This is a genomic window from Candidatus Xianfuyuplasma coldseepsis, from assembly GCF_014023125.1.
Classification (GTDB): domain Bacteria; phylum Bacillota_I; class Bacilli_A; order Izemoplasmatales; family Izemoplasmataceae; genus Xianfuyuplasma; species Xianfuyuplasma coldseepsis.
The window spans coordinates 256,354-277,086 of record NZ_CP048914.1 but is presented as its reverse complement, the minus strand read 5'-3'; the positions used below and the strand labels follow the sequence as shown (position 1 = coordinate 277,086).

Below are 20,733 nucleotides of genomic sequence, written 5' to 3'. Positions count from 1 at the left end.
ACACCACGATTCGTCGTGGTGTTTTCCCAGATTTACGGAGGTTTTTTATGTCATATATCATTCGAACCGAGTCGACGTCAAACAAGCGACTTGAACAAGAATCCATTTCTACAACAACTGCAAAACCAACAATTATACTCAATCCCCAAACAACCTATCAGACGATGTTAGGGTTTGGTGGTGCGTTTACGGAAAGTAGTGCGTATAATTTATTACGGATTAACGAAGCAAAACGGGAAGAAGCAATCAAAGCATACTTTGATCCTGTTGATGGACTGGGGTATACTCTTGGTCGCGTCAGTATTCATTCCTGTGACTTTAGTTTAAACAGCTATACCTATATCGATGAGGGAGATACCACCTTAGAAACATTTGATATCTCTCGAGATGAACAAGCGGTGATACCGTTAATCAAAGATGCACAAAAATATGCTAAAGAGATTAAACTACTCGGAAGTCCGTGGAGTCCACCGGCGTTTATGAAAGACAATAAATCGATGATTCAAGGCGGAAAACTTTTGCCGGAATACTACCAATTATGGGCCGATTATTTTGTCAAGTTCATTGAATCGTACCGAGCTCATGGATTAACGATGTGGGGCGTGACGGTTCAAAATGAACCAGCTGCAAAACAACGGTGGGATTCTTGTGTTTACACCGCTGAAGAGGAACGTGATTTTGTCAAAAATCATCTTGGGCCGACGTTTGAAAACAGTAGTGCCAAGGATGTCAATATATTGATTTGGGACCATAATCGCGATATTATGGTTGAACGTGCATCGATTGTCCTAGAGGATGAAGATGCCGCAAAATACGTCTGGGGGACAGGATTCCATTGGTATGGTAGTGAAGCCTTTGAGAATGTTGGAAAAGTCCATGAACTCTTCCCAGATAAGGGATTACTATTTACCGAAGGTTGTCAAGAAGAGGGCGTTCATTGGGATACTTTTGAAACCGGCGAACGCTATGCGCGGAATATGATTGGTGACTTTAATAATTTCTGTCAGGGATACATTGATTGGAACTTGTTCTTGGATAATACGGGTGGACCAAACCACGTAAATAATTTATGTGATTCGCCAATTATCGTCGATGTGTTTCCGGAACAATTAGTCCATCAAAGCAGTTATTATTACATTGGCCATTTCAGTAAGTATATTCGTCCTGATGCGGTTCGTATTGGATGTAATAATACCCATCCAAAGCTACAAGTAACCGCATTTAAAAATGTCGATGGAACGATTGCTGCAGTTATCCTAAACGAAACCGATAAGAAGATTACAACCGCACTACAATTACACGATGAAACGATTGATATTGCAATGGAACCGCATTCGATTATTACGGTTGTTTTCTCATGAAGTTACGTGCTGTCAATCTTGGCGGATGGTTTGTCTTAGAACATTGGATGACACCCTCATTATTTCAAAACGCAAAAGAGGGTTGTAATGATGAGACGTGTTTTATGGAGCAAGACAACGCCCATGACTTATTAGATCACCATCACCAAACCTGGATTACTAGATCCGATATTGAATGGTTGAAAGCACAGGGTGTGAACCTTGTTCGTATTCCAATCCCATGGTGGTTGTTTGGTGAGGGTGTATATCATAAAACCGTCGATGCAATTGATCAAGCACTCGAGATGATCGATGATGTTGGATTAGACTTTATGTTGGACTTGCATACCGCACCAGGTTGTCAAAATGGATTTGACAATGGGGGGATTCAACATGTCTTTACGTGGCATAAAGATCCGGCCAATATTGATACAACCATTGATGTCTTGGAATCGATTATGAAACGCTATAACAATGTATCCCATTTTCACAGCATTCAGTTGTTAAATGAACCATTAAAAAAAATTCCACTAGACATCGTTCAAGATTTTTATATACGAGCCTATCAACGATTACGCACAGTGAATCAACAACGCTATATAGTGATGCATGATTCCTTTCGAATGAATGCATGGGAAGAGTTCTTTACAACGAAAGAATTTTCCAATGTGATTTTGGATACGCATATGTATCAAAGTTTTGATGAACGACTCTTTTCATATAGCATTGAACAACATTGTGAATATGCCCAAAAGCGGACTACATTATTACAAAATGTCGAACAATATGTACCCGTCATCGTCGGTGAATGGAGTTTGGGTATTCGCTTATCACAACATACACAAATCCAAGAGAAAAACATGTTAGCACAATATGCATCCGCACAACTTCATGCGATGAAAGAATGCAGTGGACATGTGTTTTGGAGTTATAAAATAGAACGACAATACAGCGGTTGGAATTTTCGACAATTGGTAGACGATGGCATTATAAATATGAAGGAGTTTTTACAATGAAGAAACTAATACTAATTACAATATTTGCCTTAATTGCATTCTTATCGGCATGCAGTAACACACCAAACGTCGAGGATGATGATGTCGATTGCACAATCGAACCAACGCATGAAGACTGCACAGATGATCCAAACGATTATCCGGTAGAACCAACGAATCCACTTCTTGATCCATCGTACGAATATATCGATTACAATGAGGCATTTGATCAAGATCATTACGATCAAATTATGGTCGAAGTAGAAGCTATATTACATTCCTTAACATTGGCTGAAAAAGCGGCACAAATGGTACAAGCAGAACGCGGAAGTATCACACCCGCACAAGTGAGAACCTATGGTGTTGGATCGATTTTAAGCGGTGGTGGAAGTCATCCGAGTAGCTACAATGATTCTGCCGATGTGTGGTATGACATGTATGAAGCCTATCAAGATGCCGCACTAGAGAGTGGTAGTGGTATTCCAATCATCTATGGAATTGATGCCGTACATGGGAACAATAATCTCTATGGGGCAACCATTTTTCCTCATAATATAGGACTTGGGGCTACTAATGATCCCGAGTTGATTTACAATATTAGTAAAGCAACCGCTGAAGAAATGTTAACGACGGGAATCAACTGGACCTTTGCCCCTGCACTCAGTGTTGTACAAAATATTCGTTGGGGTCGTACGTATGAAGGATACAGTGAAAATCCAATGGTTCACGATCGTTTAACCTACCAAGCCATTGCAGGTTTTCAAGATGCCGGTGTTGCTGCAACCGCGAAACACTATCTCGGTGATGGTGGAACATATAACGGTATCGATCAAGGCAATGTGATTGTAGCAAATGACATTGTTGAAGCGTTACATCTCGCGCCATATCTAGAAGCGGTCAAAGCCGATGTTGATACCGTTATGATCTCCTATTCCTCCATCAATGGCGTCAAGATGCATGGTCATGATTACTGGATTAATGACGTCTTAAAAGGAACACTTGGATTCAAGGGATTTGTCATAAGTGATTGGAATGCGATTCACCAATTATCCGGTAGTTTTGAATATCAGGTAGAGCAAAGTATCAATGCTGGTGTAGATATGTTGATGGAACCATCAAGATGGCAAGAAACAATTCAAGCAATTGTGAATAATGTCAACAATAATAAAATCACAGAAGAACGGATTAATGATGCGGTTAGTCGGATATTATATATTAAGTTTAAACGCGGTCTAATCGACGATCCATACGCCCGTCTTAGTACGTCATATTTATACAATCAAGAACACCAAGACTTAGCGCGTGAAGCGGTACGAAAAAGTCTTGTACTTCTTAAGAATGATGACAACGCCCTCCCGTTAGCAAAGGATGATACCATCTATATTACCGGACCTGGAGCCAATAATGTCGGCTACATGTCAGGAGGATGGACCACCTACTGGCAGGGAAATAATAACGCTGATATCGGTGTTGGAACATCCATCTATGATGCCTTTTATGATGTGATTAGTAGCAACGGTGGTCAATTGGTAAATAATATGACTGATGCATCTACCGTTGTGGTCGTTTTAGCAGAGACACCATACTCGGAAGGTGTCGGAGATAATGGAACGTTAACCTTAACCAGTGGTAACGCTCATCCTGACAATACAACTGCACTTCAGATTGCACAAACAGCTCAAGCAAACGGTAAAAATGTTATTGGTATTTTAATTAGTGGACGTCCGTTATTACTTGAGGATCACCTGGAATCATTCGATGCCTTTATCGCTGCATGGTTACCTGGTTCAGAAGGGGGTCTTGGAATCCGTGATGTCGTCTTTGGAGATTACAATTTTACCGGAACCCTGGCCTTTACATGGCCGATTGATTTTGCCCAAGTGGGTTATACATCCAATGAAGAAGATTACGATGAAGACAGTGTACTGTTTCCGTTTGGATATGGATTACAGTATATTGATTAGGTGATATTGTGAGTACAAATAAAGAGGTTTTAAAGCAACTAACTATTGATGAAAAAGTGAACTTAACAACAGGAACGGGACGCTGGACATTCTTTGGCATTCCTCGTTTAGACATGCGTTCCCTCGTCTGTGGGGATGGACCTCATGGTCTACGAGCTTATAAAAAAGATAATACGGAAGCGTTGTTTCATCACAGTGCATTGGAACCAACAACCCTGTTTCCGATTGCGACTGCAATGGCCAGTACATTCCATCCAGAGTTGGTCCACGAAATTGGTCGCACCATTGCAAAAGAATGCAATCATCACAGTGTTGACTTATTATTAGCTCCCGGTGTGAACTTAAAACGAAGTCCACTTGGTGGTCGTAATTTTGAGTACTACAGTGAAGATCCCTATCTAACAGGTGTCATGGCGAGTGCCTATATCAATGGGGTACAATCTGAAGGGGTAGGGGCTTGTATTAAACACTATGCCTTGAATGAACAAGAGACCTATCGTCGTTTTATCAATACCGAAATTGATGATCGTACCTTACATGAAGTCTATTTAGCACCATTTCACTATGCGATTGAACATGCGAACCCCAAAGCCATCATGAGTAGCTACAACAAGATTCGTGGTGATTACGCCAGTGAGTCCTCATTCTTACTTCAAGACATTTTACGTAATCGATGGAATTATACAGGACTTGTCATGTCCGATTGGGGTGCAGTCCAACATAAAGTCAAAAGTGTCAAAAATGGGATGAATATTGAAATGCCCGGACCGGGTGAGTTTCAGCAACACCTCCATGATGCACTCGAAGACGGATCTCTTGTAGAAACAGAACTCGATGCTAGTTTGGTACCGTTGTTTGATTTTTACGATTATGCAATCACCAATACCAAACAAGGACAAGCGGTGGATCTTGAACAACACCTTGATGTTGCATACAACATTGCCAAAGAAGCGATTGTCTTACTCGAGAATGATGGGATATTGCCACTCGCTAAAGGCTTACCGATTACCATTATTGGAGAACGCGCAAAAGAGCCCCGAATCAATGGTGGTGGAAGTGCGTCCTTGCGTCCATATAAAATTGATAATCCATTGGATCGATTTCAGGAAGCCTATGACGTGCACTATGCCCAGGGGTATCAAGAACTAGATACTACGGAAGATCTTTTAAAAGGTGTGGACAAAGCTTGTGAAAAAGGGGACGTCATTCTCTTTTTCACCGATGCTACCGCATCCCTAGAAACAGAAGGAAACGATCGCTCTACAATTTCCATTCCAAAGGATCATATCGCCGTTTATCAACGCATTTTAGCTCACAACAAACCCGTCATTGTTGTTTTAAGTACAGGTAGTAGTATTGACGTGACTCCATTTGTAGGAACGGCGAGTGCGATGCTGCAAACATGGTTACTTGGCAGTGCCCATGGACAAGCCATTGTCGATGTCATTAGTGGGGATGTCAACCCATCGGGGCATCTAACCGAGACGTTCCCAATGTCTCTCGAACAGACGCCTTTTTATGGCCAATATCCTTGTAACAAAGATACCGTACGCTATCACAGTGATCTCTATGATCTGGGGTATCGCTACTATGACAATCATCAATTGAAACCACGATACCCATTTGGATACGGATTGTCGTATTCCTCGTTTACATATAATCACGTTCAAACAAATAAGACACCCTCCGGATATGAATGTACGATTTCAATAACCAACACATCCGATGTAGATGGGAAGGATGTTGTCCAACTATATATTGGTAAAAAAGATAGTATCATTGGACGACCACCAAAAACCTTACAAGCGTTTCAAAAGGTACTGATTCCAGCTCATACAAAAGTTGATGTTACACTTCCATTAACGGATAAGAGTTTTGTGGTATACAATGAGTATTCGCAATCATTTGTTGTGGAACCAGGAATGTATCAACTATACATTGGACAAAATGTTCAAGATTTTTATTTGGAAGATGAAATCCAAATCGATGGGGAGCCAATACTGTTTCAAACTCTTACAATGTACCACCCAGTAAAAGCCTTTGTACCATTTAAAAAAGATGTTATTAAACGTTTAGAGGCAGAAGTCGGAACCATTCCTTGGTATAATATGGAAGAACCACTTGGTCGGATCCTGAGACGGTTTAAACATCGTCATCAATGGACCGATACCGACTATGCAACATGGAAAAAACGATTCTTAGAAGGATTGCAGTAGATCCATTCACGAAATGAGGTAGTACCAATGAAGTTAATCAAAGAATATGATTTTACAAGCATGACAACACTGGACAAGGATTGGAATGTCCGTGTTGGAGATAAATGGGCCAACCGTGAGCTCCAACACTATGTAAACGATAAGGAACACATCTTGTTTCAGGATGGGTTAGTTTTAAAAGCAACATACGATGGAACCACAATACGTAGTGCTCGTATGGATACAAAAGACAATTTTTATTTTACCTATGGATTGATTGAAATTGATGCGAAGTTACCCGGTGGAAAAGGCACTTGGCCAGCAATATGGATGATGCCCAATGAAAAAATCTATGGCCATTGGCCCAAAAGTGGCGAAATTGATATTGTCGAATATGCTGCGAACAAGAAAGACCGTTTATTCTTCTGTTTGCATACGGAAAAATACAATCACCGCAAACCAGATGATCAATACTATACCGATGATATTTTCCCGAATATTGCCGATGATTTTCACACCTTTGCCCTCAAATGGGAAGAGAGTCAAATCACGTATTATGTGGATGGTGAAGTCGTTGCTCATTATAAACGGGGTGAACATGGAAAAGATCCCGGTCCAAGTGGATGGCCGTTTACACATGACTATTACCTCATCTTGAACTTGGCCATTGGGGGCACCTTTGGTGGGGCAGTAGACTACACGATGTTTCCTCAAGAAATGGTTGTTAAAGCCATAAGAGTTTATCAATAAAAGCAAAATGAACAATCATTTTGCTTTTCTTTTTGAAAATCTTTTCATAATTTCGCGATTGCTTTTGTATATCATTTGTCTTAGTATATAATAGGTATGAAGATTTAATATGAGGAGAGATGAGAATGAATAAAACCATCAACGCCATTCGTTTCTTAGGAATGGACGCGATCAACAAAGCAAATAGTGGACACCCAGGAATTGTTCTTGGTGCCGCACCAATGATTCATACGCTATATACGAAATTTATGCACCTAACACCAACAGAGCCATTATGGTTTAACCGTGATCGATTTGTCCTCGCAGCAGGACATGGTAGTGCGATGTTGTATTCGACATTACATCTCGCTGGATATCCAGTTTCAATGCAAGATTTAAAAGAGTTTCGTCAACTTAATAGTTTAACTCCAGGACATCCGGAATATTTACATACAGCCGGTGTGGACGCTACAAGTGGACCACTTGGACAAGGAATTGCAATGGCAGCAGGTATGGCCATTGCCGAACGTTATTTGGGGGCTACCTTTAACAAACCCGGATTCGATGTAGTCGATCATTTCACCTATGTCATTTGTGGGGATGGAGACTTGCAAGAAGGGGTTACACAAGAGGCAATTAGTTTAGCGGGACATATTGGACTAGGAAAATTAATAGTATTATACGATTCCAATGACATTCAACTGGATGGACCACTGGAGTGGGCCAACAGTGAAAATGTTCAAGATAAATACCGGGCGATGAACTGGCACTACATGAAAGTCCGTGATGCAAATGATACCGATGAGTTGATTGAAGCACTCAACATCGCCAAAGGAGTTACCGACCAGCCATCGATTATCGAAGTCAAAAGCATCATCGGTTACGGTAGTAGTAAAGCCGGAGATAGTGCAACCCACGGGGCACCACTGGGTATCGAAGAAACCGATCAAATGCGTGAGCGCATGGGGTATCACTATGAAGCATTTACGGCACCCGAAGAAGCCTATGAAGATTTCCGTGTGAATACCAAAGAACGAGGAGATCATGCACTACAAGAATGGAACACATTGCTGGAACAATACCGTGCAGAATATCCGGAACTTGCAATGAAGTTCGATCAGGTATTACAAGGAGACCTCGATGTTGATTGGAACAAAGTATTACCACAAGCAACAATCGGAACAAAAGAAGCATCCCGCGTCAGTGGTGGAAAAGCAATTACGGCACTAAGTCAGGAAATCCTTCACCTTGTTGGCGGTAGTGCCGACTTAACCAAGTCGACCAAAGCCAAAGGAATCCAGGGTGATTTCAGCAATGACACACCCACTGGACGTAATGTCAATTTTGGTGTTCGTGAACATGCGATGGCAGCGATGGTTAACGGAATGACATTGCATGGTCTAAAAGCATTCAGTGGTGGCTTCTTTGTCTTTGCCGATTACATGAAGCCTGCAATGCGGATGGCTGCAATCATGAACATCCCATCAATCTATGTCTTTACCCATGATAGTGTCGCTGTTGGAGAAGATGGCCCGACCCATGAACCAATCGAACAATTGAGTATGCTTCGGACAACACCGAATGTCCATGTCTATCGTCCTTGTGATGCGAATGAGACCAATTTTGCCTTTCGCGCTGCACTCGAAAGTACGAAACATCCAAGTGTGATTGTGTTATCACGGCAAAACTTGTCAGTGAAAGTGAAAACCACTTATTCAAAATTTAAACGTGGCGCTTACGTCATCAGTGATCGTAAAGATTTTGAAGGAATCTTAATTGCGACCGGAAGTGAAGTAGGACTTGCACTCGATGTTCAAGCAGCGTTGGATAAAGAAAATATCGCCGTACGCGTTGTTTCGATGCCAAGCATGGATGTCTTCAAAGAACAATCCAAACGGTATCAAGAATCGATTTTACCCTCGGCTTGTACCAAACGCTTAGCGATTGAAATGGGCGCACCTGATCTCTGGTATCAGTTTGCCAAAAATGTCAAAGGTATTGATCGCTTCGGTGTCAGTGCACCAGGTTCTAAAGCCATTGATTACTTTGGTTTCAATGTCGAAACCGTTAAGAAGTTATATAAAACCCTGTAATGGGGTTTTTTATTATTCATAATTGCGATATAATAAGATGTCAGGTGGTGATTGATATGCTTCTTTACTTTGGTGCATATGTTGATTTCTATGCGGCAATTATTACCTTAATTCTGTTACTGATTATTTTGGCTCGACGTGATATTTATGCATTTCATGAAAAAATATTGGCCATTATGATTTTCTTAACGTTCATTATGTTAATAATAGAAGCCATCACATTCTTTATTGATGGTACTGCAGGATATCGAGTCTTAAATATCGTTTTGAATACAATTCTGTTTTTAGGTACCTCTGTTATAGCTACTATTTGGGCGATTTTTATCGATTATAAGTTGTTTCACTCATTGAAGCGATTACAACGATTGCTGTACTATAGTTATCCTATTATTACCACAATTATGTTACTTGCATTAAATCTCATGTTTCCGATATTGTTTAGTGTTAGTCAAGACAATGTTTTTACCCGTGAATCGGGGATCGTTGTTAGCATGGTTGTTCTGTACGTGATGTTTATCTTTTTACTACTCAACTTGATTTTTCAAAGAAAGAAACTCTCCAACCGAAGCTTTGGTGGGTTGTTAGCACTACTGATTTTTCCAGGAATTGGTGGAAGTTTGCAAATGATGTTCTATGGATTAACATCCTTGTTTTCAATGTTTGTCTTGGGATTGTTGACATGTTATATTGCCTTAGAAAACATTGCTGTAAATCGTGATAGTTTAACCAATTTGTTTACCCGAAAGAAAGTGATGGATTACTTGCAGTCACAACATGAATTGGGTGTACAGTTTCGAGTTGTGTTGTTTGATATGGATAACTTGAAAGAATTAAACGATTCGCAAGGACATCACACAGGGGATCAAGCTCTAATCATATTAGCTCATGCCATTCGTGATGCATTTTTGGATAATAGTATGGTTGCACGAGTTGGTGGTGATGAGTTTCTTGCCGTTGTCGAATATTGTGATGATGTTTTGTTGCAAAAGGCAATTACCCAAATTTACAACACGATTGAGCAGCAAACGGATATTGATATTCGATTTAGTTATGGATCGTTATGTACCAAAGAATCGAATCATCAAAACATCGATGAGTTGTTACGTGATGTCGATGAAAAAATGTACCAACAAAAAGCAATTCACAAAAACTATAGACGTCGCCGCTCAGATTAGGAGATGATTGAATGTTTCGTCGTATATATATTTATCAAGAACACATCCCAGATGAACTGATTGCGGTATTGTCATCTCTTAGTGACATGATTCATGTGGAGACCGTAGAGGACAATGTAATCACCTTGTATGATGAAGATTATTACAATGAAGAACCACTGGATATTGATGAGCTGTACATGCTGCTTGTCGATGATTTTAAAACCCCGTTCACAATGATTTTAGAACCCTATTCAACGACCCCGTTTCCACTTCAAGAAGAATGCAAGTCATTCATCAAACAATTGCCACAACGCATTCTAGAATTTGAGGATGTGATCGTGTATGCGGTACTCTATCAAAACGAATCGTTCAAGCAAGCAGTTAAAGATTATATTCAATCACAAATCAATGCAGATGTGATTCATACTGTGCGTGAGTTTATCACCAACAATATGAATAGTTCAGTCAGTGCGAAGAAACTCTATATGCACCGCAACACGCTCAATTATCGAATCGATAACTTCATCGATGCAACCCATATTAATGTTAAAACATTTAAAGGGGCGAATGCCATCTATATGTTATATCAATTCTAAGTACGGATTTTGTGCACAATGCACATAGGATAATTCCGTACTTTTTTTTATAATAGGGACAGTGAAAAGATATCTATACAAAGGAGAGAATTATGGCAGAACTATTATTTAAAGGATTGGATAAAGTATACGACAATGGTGTCCAAGCAGTATTTGATTTTTCATTAAAAATTCGCGATAAAGAATTCATCGTTTTCGTTGGTCCATCAGGATGCGGAAAATCCACCACCTTACGGATGGTAGCAGGATTAGAAGAAATCACCGCTGGTGAGCTCTACATTGATGATGTACTCGTTAATGATGTTGCACCAAAAGACCGGAACATTGCAATGGTATTCCAAAGTTACGCACTCTATCCTCACATGACGGTATATGACAATATGGCATTTGGATTAAAATTACGGAAAATGCCAAAAGACGAAATTGATCGTCGCGTACAAAACGCAGCTGATATTTTAGGATTAACCCCATACTTAGACCGTAAACCAAAAGCATTATCTGGTGGGCAACGCCAACGGGTTGCATTAGGACGTGCTATTGTACGGGATGCAAAAGTATTCTTGATGGATGAGCCACTATCAAACTTGGATGCAAAATTACGGGTTCAAATGCGCGCGGAGTTAATCAAACTTCACGAACGGATTGAAACCACAACCATCTACGTTACCCATGACCAAATTGAAGCGATGACCATGGCGTCTCGTATTGTTGTTATGAAAGATGGATACATCCAACAAGTTGGAGCACCAAAAGATATTTATGACAATCCATCCAATATGTTTGTCGGTGGATTCATCGGTACTCCACCAATGAACTTTATCTATGGTAAAGTCGAAAAAGATACATTCAAAGGCGAAGGAATTTCTGTAAAAGTTCCGGAAAGCAAATTAAAAATCTTAAAAGAAAACAAAAAAATCAATGAAGAAGTTGTTCTTGGTGTTCGTCCAGAAAACATTCATGACCAAGAAGAACAACTATTGAAGTTCAAAGATTCGATTGTGAAGTTGAAAGTAGACGTTGCCGAGTTACTCGGAGCCGAAACCAACATTCATGCCCAAATCGGAGATCACACATTAACAGCGAAAGTTAGTGCGCGTGCAGACTTACACATCGGTGACGACATTCAATTGGCATTCGATATGGAAACTGTTCATTTCTTCGATCCAGAAACAGAATTACGCTTGAAATAAATAAAACACCCGCTTGGGTGTTTTTTTTTGTCAAATATAAAGAAAAATGGATTCCCTAACCGTATCTATATTGGGTGATACAATGGACTTCATAACAAGACATAAAGCAGGAATCCTTCTTCAAGGAGAACACAAGGAAATCTGTGCACAAGGTCTCTTTTATACAATCAATAATTTGGCATTACAACATGGATCGTCGCTTCAAGGTCGGTTGGAAGCAGCCCGATATATTCTCCATATCACACAAAATCCACCCATGTATATCAACGAGAAAGTTATTTTAATTACAACCCATGCTTTACGTCATCCCAAATGTGTTGTAATCAATGTCCAAAATATCTATCAATGGCATACGGAAGCCGATGTGATCGAAATAACATTTATTAGTGGGAACTCCTGTGAAGTTCCAATGAGTAAATCACTCTTTAAAAAACGACTTGCTCAAGCAAGTGCGCTTGCGGTTCATATTCATCATTTTTCACAAAAAGAAAGTGTTTACACAATGGTTTAACATTAGATTTTTTTGGAAAAATCTTGTATAATGATGATGGTAGAAAAAATAAAAAAGGAGTAATACAATGGCAAAGAAAATTGTTCGTGATGTGGATGTTAAAGGCAAAACTGTTTTATGTCGTGTCGACTTTAACGTTCCCATGATTGATGGGGCTATCACAGATGATAACCGCATCGTACAAGCATTACCTACCATCAAAGACATCCTTAGTCGCGGTGGTAAACTCGTATTATTCTCACACTTAGGACGAGTAAAAAAAGAAGAAGACAAAGAAGGAAAAAGCCTTGCTCCTATCGCTGCAAAACTTGCAGAATACTTAGGACAAGACGTTACTTTTGTACCTGAAACTCGTGGCCAAGCGTTAGAAGAAGCAATTAAAGCTCTTGAAGAAGGCGACGTATTGATGTTTGAAAATACTCGTTTTGAAGATGTTGACGGTAAGAAAGAATCGGGTAACGATCCCGAACTTGGTAAGTACTGGGCATCTCTTGGCGATGTATTCGTCAATGATGCATTTGGTACCGCACACCGTAGCCATGCATCAAACGTTGGTATTGCAACCTACAGTAACGAAAGTGCCGCAGGATACTTATTGGAAAAAGAAATCAAGTTTATCGGTGGTGCTGTGGATGAACCAAAACGTCCATTTGTTGCTATATTAGGTGGTGCGAAAGTCGGAAGTAAAATTGGTGTTATCACCAACTTGCTTGAAAAAGCAGACAAAATTTTAATCGTCGGTGGAATGAGTTACAACTTCCTCAAAGTCCAAGGATATGAAATTGGTACCTCTCTTTGTGAAGATGACTTGCTTGAGTTAACGCAAGAAATCCTAGATAAAGCACAAGGAAAATTAGAATTACCACTTGATATCAACGTTACCAAAGAATTCAGCAATGATGCACCATCACGTATTGCCGATTACAGCGATATCAAAGCAGATGAAATGGGACTCGATATCGGTCCGAAAACATTGGCCAAATACAAAGCGATTTTAGAAGATGCAAAAACCGTCGTATGGAACGGACCTGCCGGTGTATTTGAATTTTCAAACTTCGCCAAAGGAACGATTGGTATTTGCGAAATCTTAGCTGGCTTAGATAACGTTACAACCATTATTGGTGGTGGCGACAGCGCTGCTGCAGCAATCCAATTAGGATATGCTGACAAATTCACCCACATTTCAACAGGTGGAGGGGCAAGCTTAGAGTACTTGGAAGGTAAAACCTTACCAGGTGTAGCTGCTGTGGATGAGTTATAACAATCGATAAAGAAGGTGTTTCAATATGAAACTAGAAGTCACATTAACCAGCACCCGCGGCTTACATGCCCGTTTAGCGGCGAAAATTGTCTCATTAGCTCATAAATATCAATCCACAGTAGAAGTGGTATATGAACACACAGTGATTGATGCGAAGAGCTTATTGGGATTGTTGTCGCTCGCGATTCCAAGTGGTGAAAATCTTCAAATCATTACCGAGGGTGATGATGCCGAAGACGTAATGCGGGAACTACAAAAACTCTTAAGTAAGGAAGACAATTAAATGAGAAAACCGATTATCGCAGGTAACTGGAAAATGCACAAAACACGCGATGAAGCATTGCAATTCGTGTACAGTGTCAATATGAAAGTTCCCTCAAAAGAATATGTGGAAAGTGTTGTATGTGCGCAATCTCCTGTGTTACGTGATTTAGTTAAACGTCAAGGAGATAATCTCCGTATCGGAGCGCAAAACATGCATTATTTGGATAGCGGTGCTTATACTGGTGAAATCAGTGCACCACTCCTTGAAGATGTTGGCGTATCCTACGTCATCATTGGTCACAGTGAACGCCGTGCATACTACAATGAAACCGATGCTGCAATCAATAAGAAGTTACATCAAGCATTCCGTTATGGAATCACTCCAATTCTATGTGTGGGTGAATCGCTAGAAACCAGAGAAGCTGGTGAAACCGATGCGTTCGTGAAAAAACAAGTTGTTGCCGATTTAAAAGGACTTGGAAGCGAACAAGTGAAAGAACTTGTCATCGCCTATGAACCTATTTGGGCAATTGGTACTGGCAAAACCGCAACCGCTGAAATGGCAAACGATACCATCAAAGCCATTCGTAACGTCGTTCGAGACTTGTACGATGAGGAAACCGCAGATACCATGCGTATCCAATACGGTGGTAGTGTTAAACCAGCAAATGTTGATGAATTACTCTCAATGAGCGATATCGATGGCGCACTTGTTGGTGGTGCCAGCTTAGATCCGGACAGTTTCTTGGTCTTGGTGAATGCCGCTGTTAAAAAATAGTAAAAAAAAGAATAAGCTGAATCAGCTTATTTTTTTTGTAATGGGGCTTTCCGAACAAAGATCATATACGCAGCGGTACTACCAATCAAGGTAGACATGGTTCTTGTGAACATCAGTGTGAAGGAGTAAATATCGTTATACCCAGCAAGAACATCCTGCATATCCCAGTACACTTCATCATAGGTTGTCCCCATTAAGATTCCGTACTGATCATTTACATTTTGGGAATATTGTGATACCGAATCATAGGCTAGTAGTCCCCCCGCCATCATGACGACAAAGGCGAATAATACGGTCGCCATAATCAAGATTGCTCGTTGTTCTTTTCGTTTCTTCAATTTAAATCCGTGATACTGATTGATCAGAAATAACATACCGTATACCAGAAGAAAAGATCCAACTAAGAATATAGTCATTTCTAAAACCAAACTTGCCATTTCATTTTCTAACATCGAATCACCTCAATTATTTTCTATCGCCATTATATCGCATATAGCGTAAAAAGAAAAGACTTGAAAACAAGCCTTTTATTGGAAAATGGTGCCGAAAATAGGAATCGAACCTACGACCTACTGATTACGAGACAGTTGCTCTACCGACTGAGCTATTTCGGCCTTAAAAAGTCTATAAATAATATACCATAAAAACAGAGAATTGCAAACGAAATAATTTGAAAATAACGAACCATTCATAAATATATATCTACCGGAGCTATTTAGAAATTATTGGAATAAGAGTTGTCAATCAATTACGATATTTAAAGTTTGGTCAATCTGTGGTATAATGAATAGAAATAAGGTAATTTTTTTCGCTATATATGTAAGCGTTTACACCTTTAAACGGCTTAACAAAGGGCTTAACCTTAATTGTAAACAGTTCTAAAAAATACATTAAAAAAAGTGGAGGTGATCGATCGTGATTGATATTGTTGTTCTTGCAGGTGGTAAATCATCGCGCTATTCGGAAAATAAACTTGCACAATTAATGAATGATAAACCGCTTCTATATTATACAATTCAACCATTCTTAGATTTTTCAAACAAGGTCATAATTGTTAGTGGACATTATTCAGCAGACTATATTCTTCCATATTTAACGCATCCTTCGGTTCAAATTGTTCATAATGATAATTATGAAATGGGTATGTTTAGTTCGGTACAAACTGGGATCAAACATGCAACACAGGATGTCATGGTTATTCCTGGTGATTGTCCAACGGTCAAACCATCCACCATTGACACGTTGTGTCGCGGAAGTGGTCTGATTCGCGTTCCCGTTTATCAGCAAAGACGAGGACATCCAATCTTTATATCCGAGATGATTCATCATGAATTATTGGCCCAACCTATTACAAGCAACTTAAAAGAATTTCGCGATCAATATGACGTCGAGTACATCCAAGTAGATGATCCCAATATACTCCACGACATTGATCATCAACACGATATGAAACAGTTATTACGAAAGGGTGAAGTAGAGTGAAAATTCAAGCCTATCAACGACCACAGACCATGGAAGAAGCGTATCAATTGTTACTTCAAAACGATGACAATACGGTCATGGGTGGCGGGGCATGGTTGAAGTTAACCAACCGAAACGTCGACACCATCATTGATATCTCAGAACTACAACTACACACGATTGAACAACAGAATGATAATATTGTTATTGGATCGATGACGACACTAAGGCAGTTAGAAACCAGTCCAATCATCCAGGAATGTTGCCAGGGTATTTTGGCGAAAGCAGCGAACTCGATTATGGGAATGAATGTCCGTAATATCGCTACAATTGGCGGAAGTATCATGGGAAAATATTCGTTCAGTGATATCATTACACCACTCCTAGCGATGAATGCGACATTGGTGTTTTATCACAATAAAGAGATGGCATTGGCGGACTTTTTAAACACCAAACACGTTGAAAAGGATATCTTGGTAGCCATCAAAATTCCGAAAACGAATTACCCTGGTTATTTTTATAACGTGAAGAAAACAGCGATTGATTTTGCGGTATTGAATGTAGCCATTGTCAATGGAGATTCATGCACGATTGCTATTGGTGCTCGTCCTGGAGGATCCGTCATTGCTACGAAAGCGATGGAATACATCAACAGCCACTTACCAATCACGGATGAAGTAATGGATCAGGCGGCACAGATTGCCCAAGAAGAAATACATGTATCGAGTAATTTTCGTGCTTCACAAGAATACCGTGAATTACTCATTAAAGTCTATGTCAAACGCGGACTAAAGGAGGTGTGTAAACAATGAAAGTTACCTTTATCTTAAATCATCAAGAAGAAACCTGGGACGTACATCCCAACGATTACTTACTCGATAGTTTACGCACCCATCACATCGTATCGGTCAAACGTGGCTGCGATACCACAAGTTGTGGTGTTTGTACTGTGCTATTAAATGGGAAAGCAGTTCCTTCTTGTAGCATACTTTCCGCTTCCATTGACGGCAAAGAGGTAGTGACTGTAGAAGGCATCGCAAAAGAGGCCGAACGATTGAGTGAGTTCATGGGACATAACGGTGCCGATCAGTGTGGCTATTGCAATCCTTCACTAGCCTTAAGTGTTCATGCTCTTCAACAAGAAAATCCCCACCCATCAGATGCGGATATTCGAGCATTCTTGGTTGGAAATCTCTGTCGCTGTACCGGATATCATGGACAACAAGAAGCGATATTACATTATCTGGAGGACGACCAATGAAACTAATTAAACAACCAATCCCATCCGTTGATGGTAAAGGGTTAATGATGGGACGTCCTGCATACACTGACGATCTTGCCGAACCCAACTCATTGATTGTAAAAGTGTTGCGTAGTCCTCATCCTCATGCAAAAATTGTACACATCAACACCGATAAAGCCCTATCCATACCGGGTGTTGAACTAGTACTAACCTATAAGGATTTTAAACGGATTCCCTTTACCCGAGCTGGCCAAGGATATCCAGAGCCATCTCCTCACGATAAATTTGTCTTGGATCAATACGTACGTCACGTCGGTGATGAAGTCGCCTGTGTTGCGGCGAAGACTGAAGCACTCTGTGATCAAGCCCTGGATGTACTCGAGGTAGAGTACGACATATTACAACCCGTTCTTGATTTTGAACAAGCCATAGATCATGACGTCGTCCTTCATCCTGAAGACGAAGTTCACGAGATGTTCCCCATTGGTTATGAACCGAAACGAAACATTGCTGCGAGCTATCATATGGAAGTAGGAGATGTCGAAGCCGAGCTTAAGAAATGTGATGTGGTAATTAACGAAACATTCTATACGCAAGCACAGATGCATGCGATGATGGAACCCCACACGGTAAATGCCCGCATTGACTTCCAAAATCGACTCGTTTTGTACAGTGCGACCCAAACACCATTCCATGTTCGTCGGATTATTTCCCAAACACTCGAGGTACCGTTATCGAAAATCCGGGTAATTAAACCCCGTGTTGGTGGCGGCTTCGGGGGAAAACAATCGCTGCATGGAGAGATGCTTGTCAGTGCTGTTACTTTGCGAACTGGAAAACCTGCAAAAATGGTCTACACGCGAAAAGAAGTGTTTGAAGCCAGTCCAACACGACATAAAATGCGCATTAAGATGACACTTGGTGCCGACAAAGACGGAACCTTACGTGCCATCGATTGTCACGTCTTAAGTGATACAGGAGCTTACGGTGAACATGCCTTAACCGTCTTTATGGTTGCAGGTAGTAAAGTATTGCCACTTTACAACAAAGTCAACAGTGTCCGTTTCTATGGTGATGTTGTCTATACCAACCACAACGCTGCCGGAGCCTTCCGTGGTTATGGTGCAATCCAAGGAAACTTTGCCTTAGAAAGTGCCATTGATATCCTTTGTGAGAAACTTGGAATCGATCCCCTTGAGTTCCGTGATAATAACATGATGAAAGAAGGAGAAACATCGCCAATTTTCGCCATCATGGGTGAAGGAACGGAAGGAACTGCGATGACGATGGATAGTTGTAAATTGGAGTACTGTCTCCATCGTGGTCGCGAGGTTAGTAAGTGGAATGAGATTTATCCCTATCAACAAATTTCACCAACCAAACGACGCGCCATTGGTATGGCGATTGCGATGCAAGGAAGTGGCATCCCCTACATTGATATGGGAAGTGCCACCATCAAGTTAAATGACGATGGGTTTTTCAACCTCTTAATCGGTGCTACCGATATTGGCCAAGGAAGCGATACCGTCTTAGCTCAAATTGCTGCTGAAGTTCTCGGTTGTGATATGGATCACATGATTGTGTATTCATCCGATAGTGATTTAACGCCATTTGATACCGGTGCTTATGCATCTAGTACAACCTATGTCAGTGGAAATGCGGTCTATAAGGCGGCTATGAAAATGAAGCAAATGATGATTGAAGAAGCCGCAAAACGTCTCGATGCAGATGTGGATGACGTGGAGTTTGATGGTACAATGTTCATTGCAAATACGCAGTCATTAACAATTAATGAATTAGCCAATCGCTTGTATTACAACGATGATCAACGTCAGTTAATGGCAACATCGAGTTATGTTGGCCACAAATCGCCACCGCCATTTATGACGGGATATGCCGATATAACTATTGATATCGAAACCGGTGAATACGACATCAACAATTACACCAGTATCGTTGATTGTGGTACGCCACTCAATACGATGTTGGCCCGGGGACAAGTAGAAGGTGGTATCGTTCAAGGAATCGGAATGGCCTCTTATGAAGATGTGAAGTATTCGAAATCGGGACGACTCATCACCAATGATTTTGTCAGTTATTTAATTCCCACACGTCATGAAATAAAAAACCTAACAACAGAATTTGCTGAAAGTTATGAAGAAACCGGTCCATTTGGTGCTAAAAGCGTTGGTGAAATTGGGATTGATACCCCACCAGCCGCGATCGCCAATGCGATATACAATGCCGTAGGTGTACGGATTACAGAGTTACCAATTACACCCGAAAAAATACGTCTTGCGATGTTACGAAAGGATGAACAATGATGAATAAAAAACTTATAGTACAAATACTTTTCTTTGGAGCCCTCTGGGGAATCGTGGAAGCAACCCTTGGATACGTCTTACACTTAATACCCGCAACGATTGCTGGAAGCATTCTCTTTCCTATTGCTGGATTGATTTTGTACCGTGCGTATAACGTCACCGGATCAAAAGGAGCATTGCTGTGGATTGGTGTTGTTGCCGCAACAATCAAATCCGTGAATTTCTTCTTGCCTCAATATTCGATTTTTAAAACGATCAATCCGATGATCTCAATCGTGATGGAAGCATTGATGGTTGTCGTTGTGGTCTCCCTACTTACCAGTGATAAACAAGTTCCTAAACTACTCGCATTTCCAATCGCCAGTATTGCTTGGCGTGGGTTGTTTGTGATGTGGATGGGATTCCAATATGCGACAACTGGGAATCTCGCACCCTATCTTGCCACACCGGCATTAATCGCCGACTTTATCATCATCACGGGACTACTTAGTGGAGCGATTGGAACCTTGTTTGTGGTCATCAATGACCATGTAAAAGTGTCCCTTCCTCAAGTCTCACATCGACTCAGTTTGGCATCGTTCTTATTTCTTGTTGCACTCGTATTAACCTATACCTTATAGAGGAGGAGTCCC

19 protein-coding genes and 1 tRNA gene are annotated in these 20,733 nt (G+C 40.6%); 18 read left to right on the top strand and 2 right to left on the bottom strand.

What is annotated here, in order from left to right; translation table 11 throughout:
* Positions 1-47: 47 nt before the first annotated feature.
* The 13 genes from G4Z02_RS01265 to tpiA all read left to right on the top strand — a co-directional run bounded on the left by G4Z02_RS01265 (position 48) and on the right by tpiA (position 15,073).
* Positions 48-1,361: a glycoside hydrolase family 30 protein gene (locus G4Z02_RS01265; RefSeq protein WP_258878040.1), complete on the top strand. Its 1,314-nt coding sequence runs from the start codon at positions 48-50 to the stop codon at positions 1,359-1,361.
* Positions 1,358-2,356: a glycoside hydrolase family 5 protein gene (locus G4Z02_RS01260; RefSeq protein ID WP_258878039.1), complete on the top strand. Its 999-nt coding sequence runs from the start codon at positions 1,358-1,360 to the stop codon at positions 2,354-2,356. The genes G4Z02_RS01265 and G4Z02_RS01260 overlap by 4 nt, the downstream gene beginning before the upstream one ends.
* Positions 2,353-4,299, top strand: a complete 1,947-nt coding sequence (locus tag G4Z02_RS01255) for a glycoside hydrolase family 3 protein (RefSeq protein WP_258878038.1) — start codon at positions 2,353-2,355, stop codon at positions 4,297-4,299. Before G4Z02_RS01260 ends, G4Z02_RS01255 begins: the two co-directional genes overlap by 4 nt.
* A gap of 8 nt (positions 4,300-4,307) precedes the next feature.
* A complete protein-coding gene (locus G4Z02_RS01250; RefSeq protein ID WP_258878037.1) occupies positions 4,308-6,515 on the top strand; it encodes a beta-glucosidase in 2,208 nt (735 codons plus the stop codon).
* 27 nt (positions 6,516-6,542) lie between these two features.
* On the top strand, positions 6,543-7,244 hold the full coding sequence (locus G4Z02_RS01245; protein ID WP_258878036.1) for a glycoside hydrolase family 16 protein: 702 nt from the start codon (positions 6,543-6,545) through the stop codon (positions 7,242-7,244).
* A gap of 125 nt (positions 7,245-7,369) precedes the next feature.
* Positions 7,370-9,316 carry a transketolase gene (tkt, locus tag G4Z02_RS01240; RefSeq protein ID WP_258878035.1) on the top strand — a complete coding sequence of 649 codons (1,947 nt, stop codon included), beginning with the start codon at positions 7,370-7,372 and terminating at the stop codon, positions 9,314-9,316.
* Positions 9,317-9,372: 56 nt separating this feature from the next.
* Positions 9,373-10,491 (top strand): GGDEF domain-containing protein, encoded by a 1,119-nt coding sequence (locus G4Z02_RS01235; protein WP_258878034.1) that lies wholly within the window; start codon positions 9,373-9,375, stop codon positions 10,489-10,491.
* An 11-nt stretch (positions 10,492-10,502) separates the two neighbouring features.
* Positions 10,503-11,069, top strand: a complete 567-nt coding sequence (locus G4Z02_RS01230) for a helix-turn-helix domain-containing protein (protein WP_258878033.1) — start codon at positions 10,503-10,505, stop codon at positions 11,067-11,069.
* A gap of 92 nt (positions 11,070-11,161) precedes the next feature.
* Positions 11,162-12,259, top strand: a complete 1,098-nt coding sequence (locus G4Z02_RS01225; RefSeq protein ID WP_258878032.1) for an ABC transporter ATP-binding protein — start codon at positions 11,162-11,164, stop codon at positions 12,257-12,259.
* An 82-nt stretch (positions 12,260-12,341) separates the two neighbouring features.
* Entirely contained in the window at positions 12,342-12,770 is a 429-nt protein-coding gene (locus G4Z02_RS01220; RefSeq protein ID WP_258878031.1) for a competence protein ComK, read from the top strand.
* Positions 12,771-12,837: 67 nt separating this feature from the next.
* Positions 12,838-14,031 (top strand): phosphoglycerate kinase, encoded by a 1,194-nt coding sequence (locus G4Z02_RS01215; RefSeq protein ID WP_258878030.1) that lies wholly within the window; start codon positions 12,838-12,840, stop codon positions 14,029-14,031.
* Between the two features lie 25 nt (positions 14,032-14,056).
* On the top strand, positions 14,057-14,314 hold the full coding sequence (locus G4Z02_RS01210; RefSeq protein ID WP_258878029.1) for an HPr family phosphocarrier protein: 258 nt from the start codon (positions 14,057-14,059) through the stop codon (positions 14,312-14,314).
* Positions 14,315-15,073, top strand: coding sequence for a triose-phosphate isomerase (gene tpiA / locus G4Z02_RS01205; protein ID WP_258878028.1), 759 nt, complete (start codon positions 14,315-14,317; stop codon positions 15,071-15,073). It abuts the gene before it with no gap.
* Positions 15,074-15,099: 26 nt separating this feature from the next.
* On the opposite strand, the gene G4Z02_RS01200 is transcribed toward tpiA, so the two are convergent.
* Together G4Z02_RS01200 and G4Z02_RS01195 are read right to left on the bottom strand one after the other, a co-directional pair.
* On the bottom strand, positions 15,100-15,525 hold the full coding sequence (locus tag G4Z02_RS01200; RefSeq protein ID WP_258878027.1) for a hypothetical protein: 426 nt from the start codon (positions 15,523-15,525) through the stop codon (positions 15,100-15,102).
* Between the two features lie 86 nt (positions 15,526-15,611).
* A tRNA-Thr gene (locus G4Z02_RS01195) sits at positions 15,612-15,687 on the bottom strand.
* A 301-nt stretch (positions 15,688-15,988) separates the two neighbouring features.
* Between G4Z02_RS01195 and G4Z02_RS01190 the strand changes: the two genes are divergently transcribed.
* The 5 genes from G4Z02_RS01190 to G4Z02_RS01170 are packed head-to-tail and all read left to right on the top strand — an operon-like array spanning position 15,989 to position 20,721.
* Positions 15,989-16,555, top strand: coding sequence for a nucleotidyltransferase family protein (locus G4Z02_RS01190; protein WP_258878026.1), 567 nt, complete (start codon positions 15,989-15,991; stop codon positions 16,553-16,555).
* A complete protein-coding gene (locus tag G4Z02_RS01185) occupies positions 16,552-17,346 on the top strand; it encodes an FAD binding domain-containing protein (protein WP_258878025.1) in 795 nt (264 codons plus the stop codon). The genes G4Z02_RS01190 and G4Z02_RS01185 overlap by 4 nt, the downstream gene beginning before the upstream one ends.
* Positions 17,343-17,795, top strand: coding sequence for a (2Fe-2S)-binding protein (locus G4Z02_RS01180; RefSeq protein ID WP_258878024.1), 453 nt, complete (start codon positions 17,343-17,345; stop codon positions 17,793-17,795). The genes G4Z02_RS01185 and G4Z02_RS01180 overlap by 4 nt, the downstream gene beginning before the upstream one ends.
* Positions 17,792-20,101 carry a xanthine dehydrogenase family protein molybdopterin-binding subunit gene (locus G4Z02_RS01175; protein WP_258878023.1) on the top strand — a complete coding sequence of 770 codons (2,310 nt, stop codon included), beginning with the start codon at positions 17,792-17,794 and terminating at the stop codon, positions 20,099-20,101. Before G4Z02_RS01180 ends, G4Z02_RS01175 begins: the two co-directional genes overlap by 4 nt.
* A complete protein-coding gene (locus G4Z02_RS01170; protein ID WP_258878022.1) occupies positions 20,101-20,721 on the top strand; it encodes a hypothetical protein in 621 nt (206 codons plus the stop codon). Before G4Z02_RS01175 ends, G4Z02_RS01170 begins: the two co-directional genes overlap by 1 nt.
* The last annotated feature ends 12 nt before the right edge of the window (positions 20,722-20,733 follow it).